This is a genomic window from Pseudomonas sp. GW-45 (assembly GCF_056896675.1).
On record NZ_CM167674.1, the window covers coordinates 835282 to 849943 of the forward strand.

The window sequence follows — 14662 nt, forward strand, 5'->3', positions numbered from 1 at the left end:
TACATGGCCAGCCCAATCGATACATACAAGCAAGTTAAGATTTCCCAGGAAGTATCTCAGTATCGTGCGGTACAGCTGCTTCTAGATGGTGCCATTGAGCGAGTCAAGCTGGCGCGCCATGCTCAGACAACAGGCAATCCTGAGCGCAGAGGCGTTGCGGTGAGCAGCACCATCAGCATCATCGGGGCACTTCAGGCGTCGTTGGATAAAGATATGGGCGGCGAGATCGCCGAAAATCTTGATGCACTCTACGATTATATGACCCGAAAGCTAGCAGGTGTCGCCTTGGATGACACGCCGCGCTCTCTCGATGAGGTTCAGCAGTTGTTAAGTGAGATCAAAGAAGCTTGGGATGCCATTGAACCTGCTTGATTGATAGTTCCTTACATACAGAGCTTCCCCGCTTAAGCTGCTTATTTGGGTATGCACCGCATCTGCACCTGCATGCGCAAGTAGGCTGCGCTTAATGGGACGGCTATCTTCGCTAGGCTGTTATATATGTTGTTCTTTTTAGCAAATTCGCCTCAAGTTTCCCCCGCGCTGCCGATATAAACATCATGTGCCATCTATCTCCAGGATATGCCCCATGAATGCTTACGCCGCTATGAAGCAATACCAAACCGTCAACGTTAACGCACAGATCAGCGAAGCCGATCCACATCGTTTGATTCAGATGTTGATGGAAGGCGGTTTGCAGCGGGTTGCGCAGGCTAAGGGTGCGATGCAACATGGTAACGTACCGCTTAAGGGCGAACAGATTGGTAAAGCGATCGCCATCATCGGTGGTTTGCGTGAAGCGCTGGACCAGAAGCAAGGTGGAGAAGTGGCAGGTAACCTAGATAGCCTTTACGCTTTTATGCAGCAGCGTCTTAGTCAGGCTAACCTACGTAATGATGCGGCATTGCTGGATGAAGTAACCGCATTGCTGCGTGAAGTGAAAGCTGGCTGGGACGGCATTCGCCAATCTTGAGGAGTATTCCGATGGCCAATGCCGTTGAGCAAATTCAAAACACCCACGAATTCCTGATCGCTGCCGTGCAGGCAGGTGATTGGCAGCAAGTCGGCGAGCTGGACCGCTTGTGCCGCACTCAGGTGCAGCAAGCAATGCAAGATCCGCAGCGTGACGATCAGCAGATCGCCGAGGTACTGGAAGGCTTGAGCGGCACCTACCGCGAAGTTGTAGCTTTGTGCCAAGCAGTGCAAGGAAAGCTGGCTGAAGAGCTGCAAGACTTGCAGAAGAGTCGTCAGGGCGCCAAGGTTTACCAGATGTTTACCTGAAGGGCTTCTGACTACAGCGCTTTTGACTTTCGATTATTAGCCAACTTTGTTGCGCCAACTATTTGACTGCGACTCCATTTCTGACTACATTTAAGCTCAACACAAAAGGTATGGCGCGGCGCCATCATGCTCCGCGACCAGTCTAGCCTGCCCACAGGAATGCCCCCTCTGACTATGCTGCCCAACAGTCACATTTTGCTGATCGACGACTCCTCCCAAAACCGCCACGACCTGGCTGTTATTCTCGGCTTTCTGGGCGAGGAGGCGATCATCAGTGACTCGCAAAACTGGTTGGCAGCGGCTGGCGAGCAGGTTAAATCGCCGGGTGCAGTTAAATGCGTGATTCTTGGTCGTTGTGAACACGAGCAAGGCTTGCCCGCGCTTTTGGGCCAACTCGATAAATGGGATGAGAATCTACCTATTATCCTGATTGACCCCGAGCAATCGAGTAAATGGCCTGACCATCTCAAACAGCGTTTGTTGGCAGTGCTAGAGCCTCCACTAAGCTATAACCATCTGCTTGATGCTCTGCACCGTGCGCAGGTGTATCGCGAAGTTTTTGAAGAAAACGCCAATCGGCAGCACCAGCGTGAACCCAATCTGTTTCGTAGCTTAGTGGGCACTAGTCGTTCAATACATTCTGTACGTCAGATGATGCAGCAGGTAGCGGACACTGAGGCGACTGTGTTGATCCTTGGGGAGTCTGGCACGGGTAAGGAGGTGGTCGCGCGCAACCTGCATTATCACTCCCGCCGGAACGAGGCGCCCTTCGTCCCTATCAATTGCGGTGCTATTCCTGCTGAGCTGCTGGAAAGCGAGCTGTTTGGCCATGAGAAGGGCGCCTTTACGGGTGCGATTACCAGCCGCGCAGGTCGTTTTGAATTGGCGCAAGGCGGTACCTTATTTCTTGATGAAATTGGCGATATGCCGCTGCCGATGCAGGTTAAGTTGCTGCGCGTGCTGCAGGAGCGCACTTTTGAGCGTGTGGGCAGTAATAAAGTCCAGACTGCGGATGTGCGCGTTATCGCTGCAACACATAAAAACCTTGAGACAATGATAGAGCAGGGCAGCTTCCGCGAAGACCTGTACTACCGTCTCAACGTATTCCCTATTGATATGCCCGCTATGCGCGAGCGTATTGAAGACCTACCGCTGTTACTCAATGAGCTGATTACCCGTCTGGAAAAAGAGAAGCGCGGTTCCATTCGTTTCAGCACCTCTGCCATCATGTCGCTGTGCCAACATGAGTGGCCGGGCAACGTGCGCGAGCTCGCCAACTTGGTAGAGCGCATGGCTATCATGCATCCGCATGGGGTTATCGGTGTAGGTGAGCTACCCCGTAAATTCCGTTATGTCGAAGACGATCAGGATGACCTGCGGCAACTGCGCGAAGACGAAGATGAGCGCAGCGAGGCGTTCAGCGGCTTGGTTGGTCTCGATAGCCCGGCCTTCTTGCCGCCCGAGGGCCTGGACCTGAAAGAGTACCTTGCGGGGCTGGAGCAGACGCTCATTCAGCAGGCCCTGGACGAGTGCAATAGCGTGGTGGCACGCGCGGCTGAGCGGTTGAAAATACGTCGCACTACCTTGGTTGAAAAGATGCGTAAGTACGGTCTTAATCGAGGTTCCGACGTGTCAGAAGACTGACGCGAATTTTATTTTTTATTTACAAGTCTATGTTATTTAATGTTTTTTATTTAGTGGCATAGCCTTTGCTTTATCTCCCCTGACGACAGGTTTCAGTACCCAGGGGAATCCCAATGGCCGTATCCGCAAAACCCATTCCGCACGTTACAGCGCAAGTTGATTCAGCTTCTCAGGCTGAGCCGCTGGCGGATGCTTATGAGCGTTTTAGTGAGGTCTCTGAGCAGTTGGAGCAGTCGCACGCGCTGCTGACGCAGCAGGTTTCCATGCTTAAGCGCCAGTTGGCCGATGCCGAAGAGCAGCGCACACATGAGCTGACGGAAAAAGCGCGATTGGCTGGGCGTTTGCAGAATGTATTGGACTTGCTGCCCGGTGGCGTAGTGGTGCTGGATGGCCGGGGTGTGGTGCGCGAAGCCAACCCGGCGGCGCGTGATTTGCTTGGTGAGCCGCTGGAAGGCCAGCTTTGGCGCGATCTGATTCGCGACCGTTTTGCCCCACGTGAAGACGACTACCATGAGGTGTCGTTGCGCAGCGGCCGTCGCGTTTCCCTGGCGACACGCTCTCTCGTCGGCGAACCTGGCCAGCTGATTTTGCTCAACGACCTGACCGAAACCCGTCAACTGCAAAGTCAGCTCGCGCGCAACGAGCGTTTGTCTGCTTTGGGCCACATGGTTGCCTCGTTGGCTCATCAGATTCGCACGCCGCTTTCAGCTGCCTTGCTCTACGCTGAGCACCTCAATAATCAAGAGCTGGCACCGGCGCACCGTGTGCGTTTCGCCGAACGTCTACAGGGGCGTTTGCACAGTATTGAACATCAGATTCGCGACATGCTGCAGTTTGCCAAAGGCGACCTGCCAATCGAAGACAGATTGCCCGCGTCGATCTTTTTCGAATGGCTGCAGAACCAAGCTGACAGTTTGATAGAAGAGAAGAGCGGGCGCTGCCGTTGGGATTATCTTTTGCCCGACGACGTGATGCTGCGCTGTAACCGCGACACCTTGACTGGCGCGGTGACCAATCTAATTGATAATGCGCTGCAGGCAGGCACTCCGAACCCCAGCCTCAAGGTTAGCCTGCGGTTAATTGAAGACCAATTGAGCATTAGCGTGGTTGATACCGGCAGCGGTATGTCACCCGCACTACTGGCGCGTATTGGCGAGCCGTTCCACACCACGCGAGCACAAGGCACTGGCCTGGGCGTTGCGGTGGTCAAATCAGTGGTACAGGCGCACGGCGGTCAGTTTGCGCTGCGCAGCAAAGTGGGCTGGGGCACCTGTGCTGAAATACTCTTGCCGGTCCGTCCATTGTTGGTTATGGACCAGGAGGGCGTATGAGCAATCATGCCACCCAGCAAGCGACTCGCGTATTGCTAGTTGAAGACGATCATTCTTTGCGTGAAGCCTTGGCTGACACCTTGATGATCGGCGGTTACGACTACGTACAGGCGCCGGACGCCGAAACGGCACTGAGCTTATTGCGTCAGGAAAATGTCAGCATGGTTATCAGTGACGTCAACATGCCGGGCATGGACGGTCACGCATTGCTGCGCAACTTACGCAGCAATTATCCGCATCTCCCCGTCTTGCTGATGACCGCCTATGGCACTGTACAGCAGGCGGTCACCGCCATTCGTGACGGCGCGGTGGATTATCTGGTTAAGCCCTTTGCGCCTAAAGCCTTGCTGGATTTGGTTGCTCAGCATGCTCAGGGTAAGTTGCAATCGTTACCGGGCGAAGGTCCGGTGGCCGTTGAGCCCGCCAGTTTGCAATTGTTGGATCTGGCACGACGGGTTGCGGCCAGCGATTCTACGGTCCTTGTATCGGGTGAATCCGGCACGGGTAAGGAAGTGTTGGCGCGTTATATTCATCAGAATTCACCGCGCGCCGCTCAGCCATTTATCGCCATCAACTGTGCGGCTATTCCGGAAAATATGCTGGAGGCCACGCTTTTTGGGCACGAGAAAGGCGCATTCACGGGCGCGATTGCGGCCCAGGCCGGTAAATTTGAGCAGGCCAATGGCGGCACTTTGCTGTTGGATGAAATATCTGAAATGCCGCTAAGCCTGCAGGCCAAGTTATTGCGCGTGCTGCAGGAACGGGAAGTTGAACGGGTCGGCGGGCGCAAGCTGATACAGCTGGATATCCGCATTATCGCGACCACCAACCGCGACCTGCCTGCAGATGTGGCGGCGGGGCGTTTTCGCGAGGATCTTTACTATCGCTTAGGTGTTTTCCCGTTGCAGTGGCAAGCACTGCGCGAGCGCCCCGGCGACATTTTGCCGATCGCCGAGCGTTTGCTGGCCAAGCATAGCCGCAAAATGAACATGAGCGCCGTGCGCTTTGCCAGCGCCGCAGTGCAAGCTTTGCAAGTGCATGCCTGGCCGGGCAACGTACGCGAACTGGATAACGCGATCCAGCGTGCACTGGTGCTACATCAGGGTGGCACAATCCAGCCGCATGACCTGTGTTTAACTGTGGCGCCTGGCGCCGCAGTCACGGCGAGTGCGGTTAGACCTTTGGACCCAATACCGGAGCAGCCTGCAGCTGCCGCCCCCCAGCACACGAGTGCAGGCGTCTTGGGCGCCGGCGTCAAGCAACGCGAGTATCAAATGATTATTGACGTGCTGCGCTCAGAGCACGGCAAGCGCAAAGAAGCTGCCGACCGCCTCGGCATTAGCCCGCGGACGCTGCGGTATAAGTTGGCGCAGATGCGTGATGCTGGGTTGGATGTGGAAGCGAGTTTGTTTGCGGGCGTTTGATATTTGGCTGAGGGCTGAGTGTATTTGCTGCTGCGGGCGCTCCATCTCTCAGGCGCTCTACGTCTCCCGGACGTAAACCGGAGTGAGGTGGGAACTTAGATATCAGGATCATTGCTTTAGTTTTTTTTGCGCACGCTTTTCGCCTTTGCCGGCGAGTTACTTTTCTTTGAATGGCCAAAGAAAAGATAACCAAAAGAAATTCACGCGACCAGCTTGGACCACCAAGCTGGCCTTCGGCTTCTCTGCGTTACTCGGTGTTGAACGCGCCTGCGGAACTCGCTTCGCTCAGGCTAGGCGCCCCCAACATTCCTCGGCTCAATCGCTCAACCCCTGCGTTACTCGACAGCTTGGAACGGGGACGTACGACCTGAGATTTGCGTGTTTTCCAGGTTTGGTTGTTTGGCTAAACTTTGCACATAAAAATCCGCAGCTGCACGGATTAAAACTCCCATCTGAGCGGGCGAGTAGCGCAGAGCTGCCGGGATAAAGGTCCTCGCGGTGTCTGAGGCGCGCAGCGCCGAGTTTGTGAGCGGCCGGCTAGGCGGGCCCCCGGCAGCTTGAGCAACGCAGCGAACCCGCAGGGCCGCGCAGCTGGGTGCCCTGGGGGATCGCTAAGGGGGAATGGGCAAGCATTCCCCCTTTAGCTCGCCAAAAAGGCGAAAAGCGATGATGGTAAAGTCATCGCTAGCTAGCCTATTTTCAATGCCGTTTTGTATTTTTAGTCGCAGTTGTTTTCATCTATCCTGCTCAGAAGTTAGTGCCCATTTTCCAAGTAACGAGTCAGTTTTTTCTCCCGCCGCGTGCAAGCTTGGTAACACGCGAGAAATCCCCGCCTATTCACCGCTCCCTGTGATCCAAATCACACCTTGGCACCAATCTTGCTAAAGTACCTGTACAGCGACAATCGCCGTCAAAAAATTTACGGCCCGGAGGCAGGTATGACCCAAGGTGTTGAATTCAATCGTTTGATGTTGCAGATGCGCACCATGCAAATGGAAGCCATGGGCAAACCTCAGCCAGCGGCTCAGGTAGAGAAAAACGTCAACGCCCCGGCATTTGATGACATGCTCAAACAGGCCGTTGATCGCGTTAACGAGCTGCAGCAAACTACTAGTAATTTGCAGACCGGTTACGAGCGCGGGGATCAAGGTATTGATCTGACCGAGGTGATGATTGCCTCGCAGAAGTCGTCAGTTGCCTTCCAGGCGATTACTCAGGTGCGCAACAAGATGGTGAGCGCCTACGAAGACATCATGAAGATGCCCATCTAGCCTGTATTATTTGTTGCTGACAGTCTGAGGAAGACCCATGGAATCCGCCAACACACCTGCTACCCAGAACCAGCTCAACGCTGAGCGCAAGCCTCTGATGGGCTTGAATTTTCTGGATAATCTGTCGCAGCTACCGATGCTGCGACAGTTTGGTTTGCTGGTCGGGCTGGCTGCCAGCGTAGCCATTGGTTTTGCCGTGGTGCTGTGGTCGCAGGAGGCTGAGTACCGGCCGCTGTATAACAGCATGGAGGGCTTTGACGCCGCGCAAGTGGTCGACATGCTGCAGCAGAGCCGCATCGATTACAAAGTTGAACCTAGCAGCGGCGCTCTGCTGGTCAGAACTGAAGATCTGGCTGATGCGCGCATGCGATTGGCCGGTGCTGGTATTGCGCCCACCGACGGCAACTTGGGCTTTGAAATTCTCGATCGCGAGCAGGGCCTCGGCACCAGCCAGTTTATGGAGACCACGCGTTATCGCCGTGGGCTCGAAGGGGAAATGGCGCGTACCATTGCCAGCCTCTACAACGTCAAGAATGCGCGTGTGCACATCGCCATTCCGCGCTCCACGGTTTTTGTCCGTGATGAGCGCAAGCCTAGCGCGTCAGTGCTGCTGGAAATGTACGCCGGTCGCGGTATGGAGCCAGCGCAGGTTATGGCGATCGTCAATCTAGTGGCGACGAGTGTGCCTGAGCTGGATAAAGATCAAGTGACTGTGGTCGACCAGAAAGGCAACCTGCTGTCCAACCAGAACGAGTTGAACGAGCTTACCGTTGCTGGTCGGCAGTTCGATTACGCTCGCCGCCTGGAAGATACCTACGCTCGACGAGTTCACAACATTTTGCAGCCAGTACTCGGCGAAGGCCGCTATAAGGCAGAAGTTTCGGCAGACGTGGATTTCAGTGCAGTAGAGTCTACCGCTGAAATGTACAGCCCCGAGTCCGCGCTGCGCAGTGAACAGGTCGTTAGCGAGCAGCGTAGCGGTACAACGGGCCCTGTTGGCATTCCAGGCGCCTTGTCGAATCAGCCGCCGGTAGCCGGTCAGGCGCCTGAGCAGGTTATCGACCCTGCTACGGGGGAGCCTACCGCTGCTGCGGTGGCACCAAAAGACACCCGCGAACAAGCTACCCGTAACTATGAACTGGATCGTCAAATCAGCCACACCCGCCAGCAGCAAGGGCGTTTGCTTCGCCTTTCTGTTGCGGTAGTGGTGGACGATCCATCCAGCGTAAATGCCGAGACCGGTGAAGTGACTCACACGCCATTGGCCGAAGCAGAGATAGCCCGCCTAACTCGGCTGGTGCAGGACGCGGTTGGTTTTGATGCCAGTCGTGGCGACAGCGTCAGCGTGATCAATAGTGCCTTTGTTGCCCAAGCGGCGATCGAACCTCTTCCTTCAATTCCTTTTTGGGAACAACCCTGGTTCTGGGATGTAGCTAAGCAGATTCTGGGTATTCTCTTTGTACTTATTCTGGTTTTCGCGGTATTGCGCCCGGCGTTGAAGAACCTGACGGTTTCTAGTCGTAGTGGTAGCGGTGAGGGCGGTTATCCATCCTCTTTGCCCGGCGGAGGCGGCTTGGACGATGATCTACGCCCCGATCAGGTAAGTCTTTCAGGCCCTAGTTCCGGACCCGTATTACTGCCGCCGCCAGGCGCCGGCTATGAGCAGCAACTGAATGCCATCAAGGGCTTGCTGGCTGAAGATCCTGGCCGAGTGGCTCAGGTAGTCAAAGAATGGATTAACGCCGATGAGTGAAGAAGCCAGCAAACGCCCACAGAAACTGTCACGGCTGGATAAAGCAGCGATTTTACTGCTCAGTCTAGGTGAGTCCGATGCAGCCGCAGTGCTTAAACACATGGGCCCTAAAGAAGTGCAGCGCGTGGGTAGCGCCATGGCGGGCCTGCGTACCGTGAATCGGGAGCATGTGCAGGAGGTCATGGGTGACTTTATTGAAACAGTAGGTGACCAAACGGGGCTTGGCGTCGGCGCCGACGGTTATATCCGCACTATGCTCACGCAGGCGTTGGGCGAAGATAAAGCGAATAGCCTGGTTGATCGCATATTACTTGGCGGCAGCACGTCCGGACTGGATAGCTTGAAGTGGATGGAGCCACGCGCCGTTGCTGACGTGATTCGATTTGAGCATCCGCAAATTCAGGCCATTGTGGTGGCGTATCTAGACCCGGACATGGCTGCTGAAGTGGTCGGCTATTTTGATCACAAAGTGCGCCTCGACGTATTGTTGCGCGTTGCCTCATTGAACACCGTGCAGCCCTCAGCCCTGAAAGAGCTAAACGAGATTCTGGAGAAGCAGTTTGCCGGTAACTCGAATACTACCCGCGCCACCATGGGGGGTATTAAGCGCACCGCAGACATTATGAACTTCCTCGAATCGAGCACCGAGTCGCAGCTAATTGAAGCCATCCGCGAGATGGACGAAGACCTGTCGTCGAAGATTGAGGATCTAATGTTTGTATTCGACAATCTATCCGAGGTCGATGATCGTGGCATTCAAGCATTGCTACGCGAGGTTTCCTCCGAGGTGTTGATCATCGCGCTCAAGGGCGCAGACGAAGATATCAAAGACAAGATCTTCCGCAATATGTCCAAGCGCGCATCCGAACTGCTGCAAGACGATCTGGAAGCCAAAGGTCCAGTACGTATCAGCGAAGTGGAAGCGGCGCAGAAAGAGATTCTCACCATTGCCAGACGCATGGCTGATGCCGGCGAGATCGTTCTAGGTGGCAAAGGTGGCGAGGAAATGATTTAACCGGTTGTTGAAAAGCTATCTACTTAGACTAGGTTTTCAACGGCCTGTTAACAGTCGGAACGCGTCTACTACGATGCGGTGTTATTCTGGCGCAGTCATTCAATCAGCTGCAGGGTAGTTAGCCCATGGCGTCAAACAAATCCGATTCTGAATTGCTGCGCGGTGGTCAGGTAGAAGCCTTTAGCCTCTGGGATCTGCCGAGCTTTGACAGCGCACCGCATAAGGTGGAGCTGGAACGCGATGTGCCAGAACCTGAAGAACAGCTTGACGATGCGCTTGGCGAGGCCGAAGAAGAGCTGGAGGTGGTTAAGCCTTTTACTGTCGAAGAGCTCGAGCAGATTCGCCAGGAGGCTTACAACGACGGCTTTTCCACCGGCGAAAAAGACGGCTTTCATGCCGGCCAGTTGAAAGGGCAGCAGGAGGCGCGCACGGTTTTGGATGCCCGCCTTGCCGAGCTGGAAACCCTGATGAATCAACTGATGATGCCCCTGCAGACGCAGGATGAACAGATTGAAGACATGCTGCTGCACATGCTCGAAGCCATGCTGCGCGAAGTGCTGCAGCGCGAAATGCGCGAAGATAAAACCCAGATTTTGCAGGTGCTGCGTGGCGCACTCAAAGCGTTGCCGGTGGGCGCAGGCAACATTCGCATCTATCTGAATCCGAACGATTTCGAGGCGGTCAAGGCCTTGCGTGAGCGCCATGAAGAGAGTTGGCGCCTGCTGGAAGACGATAGCTTGATGGCTGGCGGTTGCCGCATTGAGACCGAGCACAGTCAAGTCGATGCCACGCTGGAAACCCGCTTGCAGCAGCTGATTGCCCAATTGTACGAAGAGCGTCGCGAGCAGCGCGCCCACCCGCCTGAAGCTGATCTCAGTATTACGCCGCCGATCACCACGCCAACCCGCGCTAACGATGACAATGACGGCAGCGATAATGAGCCAGCGTGAACGCATCAGCTTTGCTCGTCGGTTGTCGCGCTATCAGGCGGCGATCACGCTGCCGGCCAATCCGGTAGTCGAGGGAAGGCTGATCCGCATGGTCGGCCTGACGCTTGAAGCCGAAGGTTGCAAGGCGCCGGTTGGCAGCCGCTGCCAGGTTATCAGCGACACTCCCAGTGGCCAGAGCAGTATCGAAGCTGAGGTCATGGGCTTCTCCGGCAACAAGATTTATCTGATGCCAGTGGATCGACTCGAAGGTTTGCAGCCTGGCGCGCGGGTTGTGCCTTCCAGTGGCGGCGGCAAGCTGCCGATGGGCTCGGCCATGCTTGGCCGCGTCGTTGATGGGATTGGCCGTCCTTTGGACGGCAAGGGTAGTTTCAAGGCCGAAGACTGGGTTGATCTCAATGGTCCGGTCATTAACCCCCTCAAGCGCCACCCGATTGAAGAGCCGCTAGACGTGGGTATTCGCTCGATCAACAGTTTATTGACGGTCGGTCGTGGTCAGCGCTTGGGCTTGTTTGCCGGCAGCGGCGTGGGCAAGAGTATGTTGCTGGGCATGATGACGCGCTTTACCGATGCTGATATCACCATTGTTGGCCTGGTCGGTGAACGGGGCCGAGAAGTAAAGGAATTCATCGAGCAGATTCTCGGTGAGAAAGGCATGGCGCGCTCAGTAGTGGTGGCTTCGCCTGCTGACGACGCACCGCTTATGCGTCTGCGCGCTGCTATGTATTGCACACGCATTGCCGAGTACTTTCGCGATCAAGGCAAAAATGTGCTGCTGTTAATGGATTCATTGACGCGCTTTGCCCAGGCTCAGCGGGAGATTGCCTTGGCGATTGGTGAGCCGCCTGCGACCAAGGGCTATCCGCCTTCGGTGTTTGCCAAGTTGCCACAGCTGGTTGAACGTGCCGGTAATGCCGAGGAGGGCGGCGGTTCGATCACCGCCTTCTATACCGTTTTATCTGAAGGTGACGACCAGCAAGATCCCATTGCTGATGCTTCGCGCGCCATTCTGGATGGCCACGTGGTGTTATCGCGCCGATTAGCCGAAGAGGGCCACTATCCGGCAATCGATATTGAAGCTTCTATTAGCCGTGCCATGCCGCAGATCGTCTCGCCTGAGCAGCTGCAACAGGCCCAGTTGTTCAAGCAGCTCTACGCACGCTATCAGCAGAGTCGAGATCTGATCAGTGTCGGTGCCTACTCCGCTGGCTCCGATCCTTTGACTGACAAGGCATTGGAAAAAATGCCGTCCATGCAGGCCTTTTTGCGTCAGGGTCTGCATGTTAGCGTCAATTTGAGCGACAGCCAGGCGGCGTTGCAACAGACCATCAGCGATGAGTGAGGAGCGCATTCGCCGGCTCTCGCCAGTGCTGGATATGGCCTTGGATGACGAGCGCAAAGCGGCCACGCTGCTGGGGCAATGCCAGAAGCAGCTGGACGATGCGCAAGGTCGCCTGCGCGATCTGGAGTACTACTGCGGCGAATATGCCAAAGGCTGGACGCAACGTGGTGAGCAGGGAGTCGGGCGCGAGTGGCTGATGAATTATCAGCGCTTTATGGCGCAGATGGAGGTGGCACTAGAGCAGCAGCGTCAGACTGTCAGTTGGCACAGCCAGAGCATCGATAAAGCCCGGGAGAGTTGGCGCGAACGCTACCAGCGGCTTGAGGCGTTGCGCAAATTGATTGAAAAATATCGGCAGGAAGCGCAAGCCAGAGCTGACCGGCAAGAGCAGAAGCTGCTGGATGAATTATCCCAGCGTGCGCACGCACAACGTGGAAATAATTCCTGACAGTCCCGGTTCCCTGTGCTAAAAGAATTGGAACACCTCACACACTGCCAGGGAGAAATCATGTCGATTCAGGCAACTTTATCGGCGGACAGCCAAGTACTCACCATCAGCGTCAAAGGACGTTTTGATTTTGGCGCCCATCAGGATTTTCGTAATGCTTACGAGCGCAGTGGCCTGACTCCGCAACGCTACGTGGTAGATCTGCATGAAACCGATTACATAGACAGTTCCGCGTTGGGCATGCTGCTGCTGCTGCGTGATCACGCCGGTGGCGACACTGCGCAAATCAGCATCGTGCATTGCAATCCAGATGTGCGCAAAGTGCTGAGTATTTCTAATTTCGAACAACTGTTCAGCATCAAGTAAGTTGTGGTTACTGGCCCGATTTCGGCACCCGGGAGTAAGAGCCTAGCTCGACCGAGCGCGGCCCGACCTGACGCGGCCCGACCTAGCGCGGCTCGACCTAATTCCGTCCGTCTGACAGTACTGGTGGCGGACGACAATCCGGCGGATCGAATGATTCTTGGTCGCTTGGTTGAGCGTCTTGGCCACCAGGTGTATCTCGTCGAGAACGGCCGGCTGGCGGTAGAGCAGTTTGCGGAGCGCCGACCTGACATAGTGCTGCTGGATGCGCTGATGCCGGTGATGGATGGCTTTGCAGCTGCGCGGTTGATCAAGCAGCAGGCCGGCGAAGACCTGGTACCGATTATCTTTCTTACTAGTCTGACCGAAACCGACGCGCTGGTGCAGTGTCTTGAAGCCGGCGGTGACGACTTTCTGACCAAACCTTACAACCCGGTAATCCTTGACGCCAAGATCAGTGCTTTTCGGCGTATGCGTGAGATGCATCAGACCCTGCAGGCTCAGCGAGACGTGATTGCAGCGCAGCACGCCAGTTTGGTGCAGGATCAGGAATTGGCGAAGATTATCTTTGACCGTGTGGCGCACACCGGAGCGCTGAGTCACAGCAGCCTGCGCTATTTGCAATCCGCCTACGCGATGTTTAACGGCGATATTCTGCTCGCCGCCAATCGCCCTTCCGGTGAGATGCACCTACTGCTGGGTGACTTTACCGGGCACGGCCTTTCGGCGGCCATCGGGGCGATGCCGCTAGCAGAAGTTTTCTACGCTATGACCGCCAAGGGTTTCAGTCTGCGGGATATTCTGATTGAGCTGAACGACAAGCTGGCAATGATATTACCGGTGGGTATTTTCTGCTGCGCAGTGCTGATTGAGATCAATCCAGGCAAGGGTTTGGTGGAAGTCTGGAACGGCGGCTTGCCGGAAGTGATCATTCTCGGTCAGACGGCGGAATTGATGCGCAGCATTCCTTCCACCCATTTGCCGCTGGGCGTTGCTAACAAACAGCGTTTTAACCCCGATCCGGTGGTGATGGTGATGCGCCCGGGCGAGCGACTGCTGTGCTGGACAGATGGCGTGATTGAGAGTCGTAATCACGCTGGCGAATTGTTTGGCGACGCGGGCGTGCATGAAGTGTTGGACGCCTACATTGGCCATCCGGGTCGGGTGTTCGATGGTTTGCTTGACTCGTTAGAGCGCTTCCACGGTAGTCCCGAAGACGACGTTAGCCTGCTGCAGGTAGTCATGCCTGGGCCAACCGAGCGTCAACCAGCGCCGCGCGCTACGGCGCCGCCGACGCGCGCTCAGGATTGGGCGTTGAGCTACACCTATCGCGCTGTTTCTATTCGTGAGCAAAACCCCCTACCATTTTTACTTACGCGGTTGCTGGAAATTCCCGGCCTGCGGCCGCAGGCTGGCGCCTTGTTTACGGTACTCAGTGAGCTATACAGCAACGCCCTTGAGCACGGTTTGTTGCAACTCGACTCAGCTTGGAAGCGCGACTCTGATGGTTTTGCACTCTATTACCACGAGCGTGGCGAGCGCTTGCGTCATCTGGTTAGTGGCTGGATTACTATTAGCTTGAACCACAGCCCTACACCTGACGGCGGCATGCTGCAGATCGAGTGTGAAGACAGTGGTAGTGGCTTTGATCCAGCCTGCGCCTCTGCGGACTACGCGGGGCGGGGTTTGGCGTTGGTTGCGGCCCTGGCTCAGGAGGTGGAGGTGGACGGTGTTGGTAGCCGGGTGAGGGTGGTCTTCAGTTGGTAGCTTGGGCATACTGCTGGCCACTCCGCGCAACCCATAGGATCGGGGTTATCTTTGCGCGAGCGTTATGAAACGGCGATAG

The 14662-nt window shown here is 55.8% G+C and carries 14 protein-coding genes; all 14 read left to right on the forward strand.

Annotated elements, in window-relative coordinates:
* Window positions 1–3 precede the first annotated feature (3 nt).
* The 14 genes from fliS (AC1XYH_RS03745) to AC1XYH_RS03810 all read left to right on the forward strand — a co-directional run bounded on the left by fliS (AC1XYH_RS03745) (window position 4) and on the right by AC1XYH_RS03810 (window position 14583).
* Window positions 4–372 (forward strand): flagellar export chaperone FliS, encoded by a 369-nt coding sequence (gene fliS, locus AC1XYH_RS03745; protein ID WP_483325323.1) that lies wholly within the window; start codon window positions 4–6, stop codon window positions 370–372.
* Between the two features lie 214 nt (window positions 373–586).
* On the forward strand, window positions 587–970 hold the full coding sequence (gene fliS / locus AC1XYH_RS03750; RefSeq protein ID WP_483325324.1) for a flagellar export chaperone FliS: 384 nt from the start codon (window positions 587–589) through the stop codon (window positions 968–970).
* A gap of 11 nt (window positions 971–981) precedes the next feature.
* A complete protein-coding gene (locus AC1XYH_RS03755; protein ID WP_483325325.1) occupies window positions 982–1278 on the forward strand; it encodes a flagellar protein FliT in 297 nt (98 codons plus the stop codon).
* Between the two features lie 174 nt (window positions 1279–1452).
* Window positions 1453–2922: a sigma-54 dependent transcriptional regulator gene (locus AC1XYH_RS03760; protein WP_483325326.1), complete on the forward strand. Its 1470-nt coding sequence runs from the start codon at window positions 1453–1455 to the stop codon at window positions 2920–2922.
* A 113-nt stretch (window positions 2923–3035) separates the two neighbouring features.
* On the forward strand, window positions 3036–4253 hold the full coding sequence (locus tag AC1XYH_RS03765) for a sensor histidine kinase (protein ID WP_483325327.1): 1218 nt from the start codon (window positions 3036–3038) through the stop codon (window positions 4251–4253).
* Window positions 4250–5677: a sigma-54-dependent transcriptional regulator gene (locus tag AC1XYH_RS03770; protein WP_483325328.1), complete on the forward strand. Its 1428-nt coding sequence runs from the start codon at window positions 4250–4252 to the stop codon at window positions 5675–5677. The genes AC1XYH_RS03765 and AC1XYH_RS03770 overlap by 4 nt, the downstream gene beginning before the upstream one ends.
* Before the next feature lie 938 nt (window positions 5678–6615).
* A complete protein-coding gene (fliE, locus tag AC1XYH_RS03775; protein WP_483325329.1) occupies window positions 6616–6948 on the forward strand; it encodes a flagellar hook-basal body complex protein FliE in 333 nt (110 codons plus the stop codon).
* A gap of 37 nt (window positions 6949–6985) precedes the next feature.
* The gene (gene fliF / locus AC1XYH_RS03780) at window positions 6986–8701 is read left to right on the forward strand and encodes a flagellar basal-body MS-ring/collar protein FliF (RefSeq protein ID WP_483325330.1); all 1716 of its coding nucleotides are present in this window, start codon (window positions 6986–6988) and stop codon (window positions 8699–8701) included.
* Complete coding sequence (fliG, locus tag AC1XYH_RS03785) at window positions 8694–9716, forward strand: flagellar motor switch protein FliG (protein ID WP_483325331.1); 1023 nt, start codon at window positions 8694–8696, stop codon at window positions 9714–9716. The genes fliF and fliG overlap by 8 nt, the downstream gene beginning before the upstream one ends.
* A 125-nt stretch (window positions 9717–9841) precedes the next feature.
* The gene (gene fliH, locus AC1XYH_RS03790) at window positions 9842–10666 is read left to right on the forward strand and encodes a flagellar assembly protein FliH (RefSeq protein WP_483325332.1); all 825 of its coding nucleotides are present in this window, start codon (window positions 9842–9844) and stop codon (window positions 10664–10666) included.
* The gene (gene fliI, locus AC1XYH_RS03795; RefSeq protein ID WP_483325333.1) at window positions 10653–12005 is read left to right on the forward strand and encodes a flagellar protein export ATPase FliI; all 1353 of its coding nucleotides are present in this window, start codon (window positions 10653–10655) and stop codon (window positions 12003–12005) included. Before fliH ends, fliI begins: the two co-directional genes overlap by 14 nt.
* Window positions 11998–12453: a flagellar export protein FliJ gene (fliJ, locus tag AC1XYH_RS03800; protein ID WP_483325334.1), complete on the forward strand. Its 456-nt coding sequence runs from the start codon at window positions 11998–12000 to the stop codon at window positions 12451–12453. Before fliI ends, fliJ begins: the two co-directional genes overlap by 8 nt.
* Before the next feature lie 60 nt (window positions 12454–12513).
* Window positions 12514–12819, forward strand: a complete 306-nt coding sequence (locus AC1XYH_RS03805; protein ID WP_483325335.1) for an STAS domain-containing protein — start codon at window positions 12514–12516, stop codon at window positions 12817–12819.
* A gap of 123 nt (window positions 12820–12942) precedes the next feature.
* Window positions 12943–14583 carry an ATP-binding SpoIIE family protein phosphatase gene (locus tag AC1XYH_RS03810; RefSeq protein WP_483325336.1) on the forward strand — a complete coding sequence of 547 codons (1641 nt, stop codon included), beginning with the start codon at window positions 12943–12945 and terminating at the stop codon, window positions 14581–14583.
* Window positions 14584–14662: the final 79 nt, after the last annotated feature.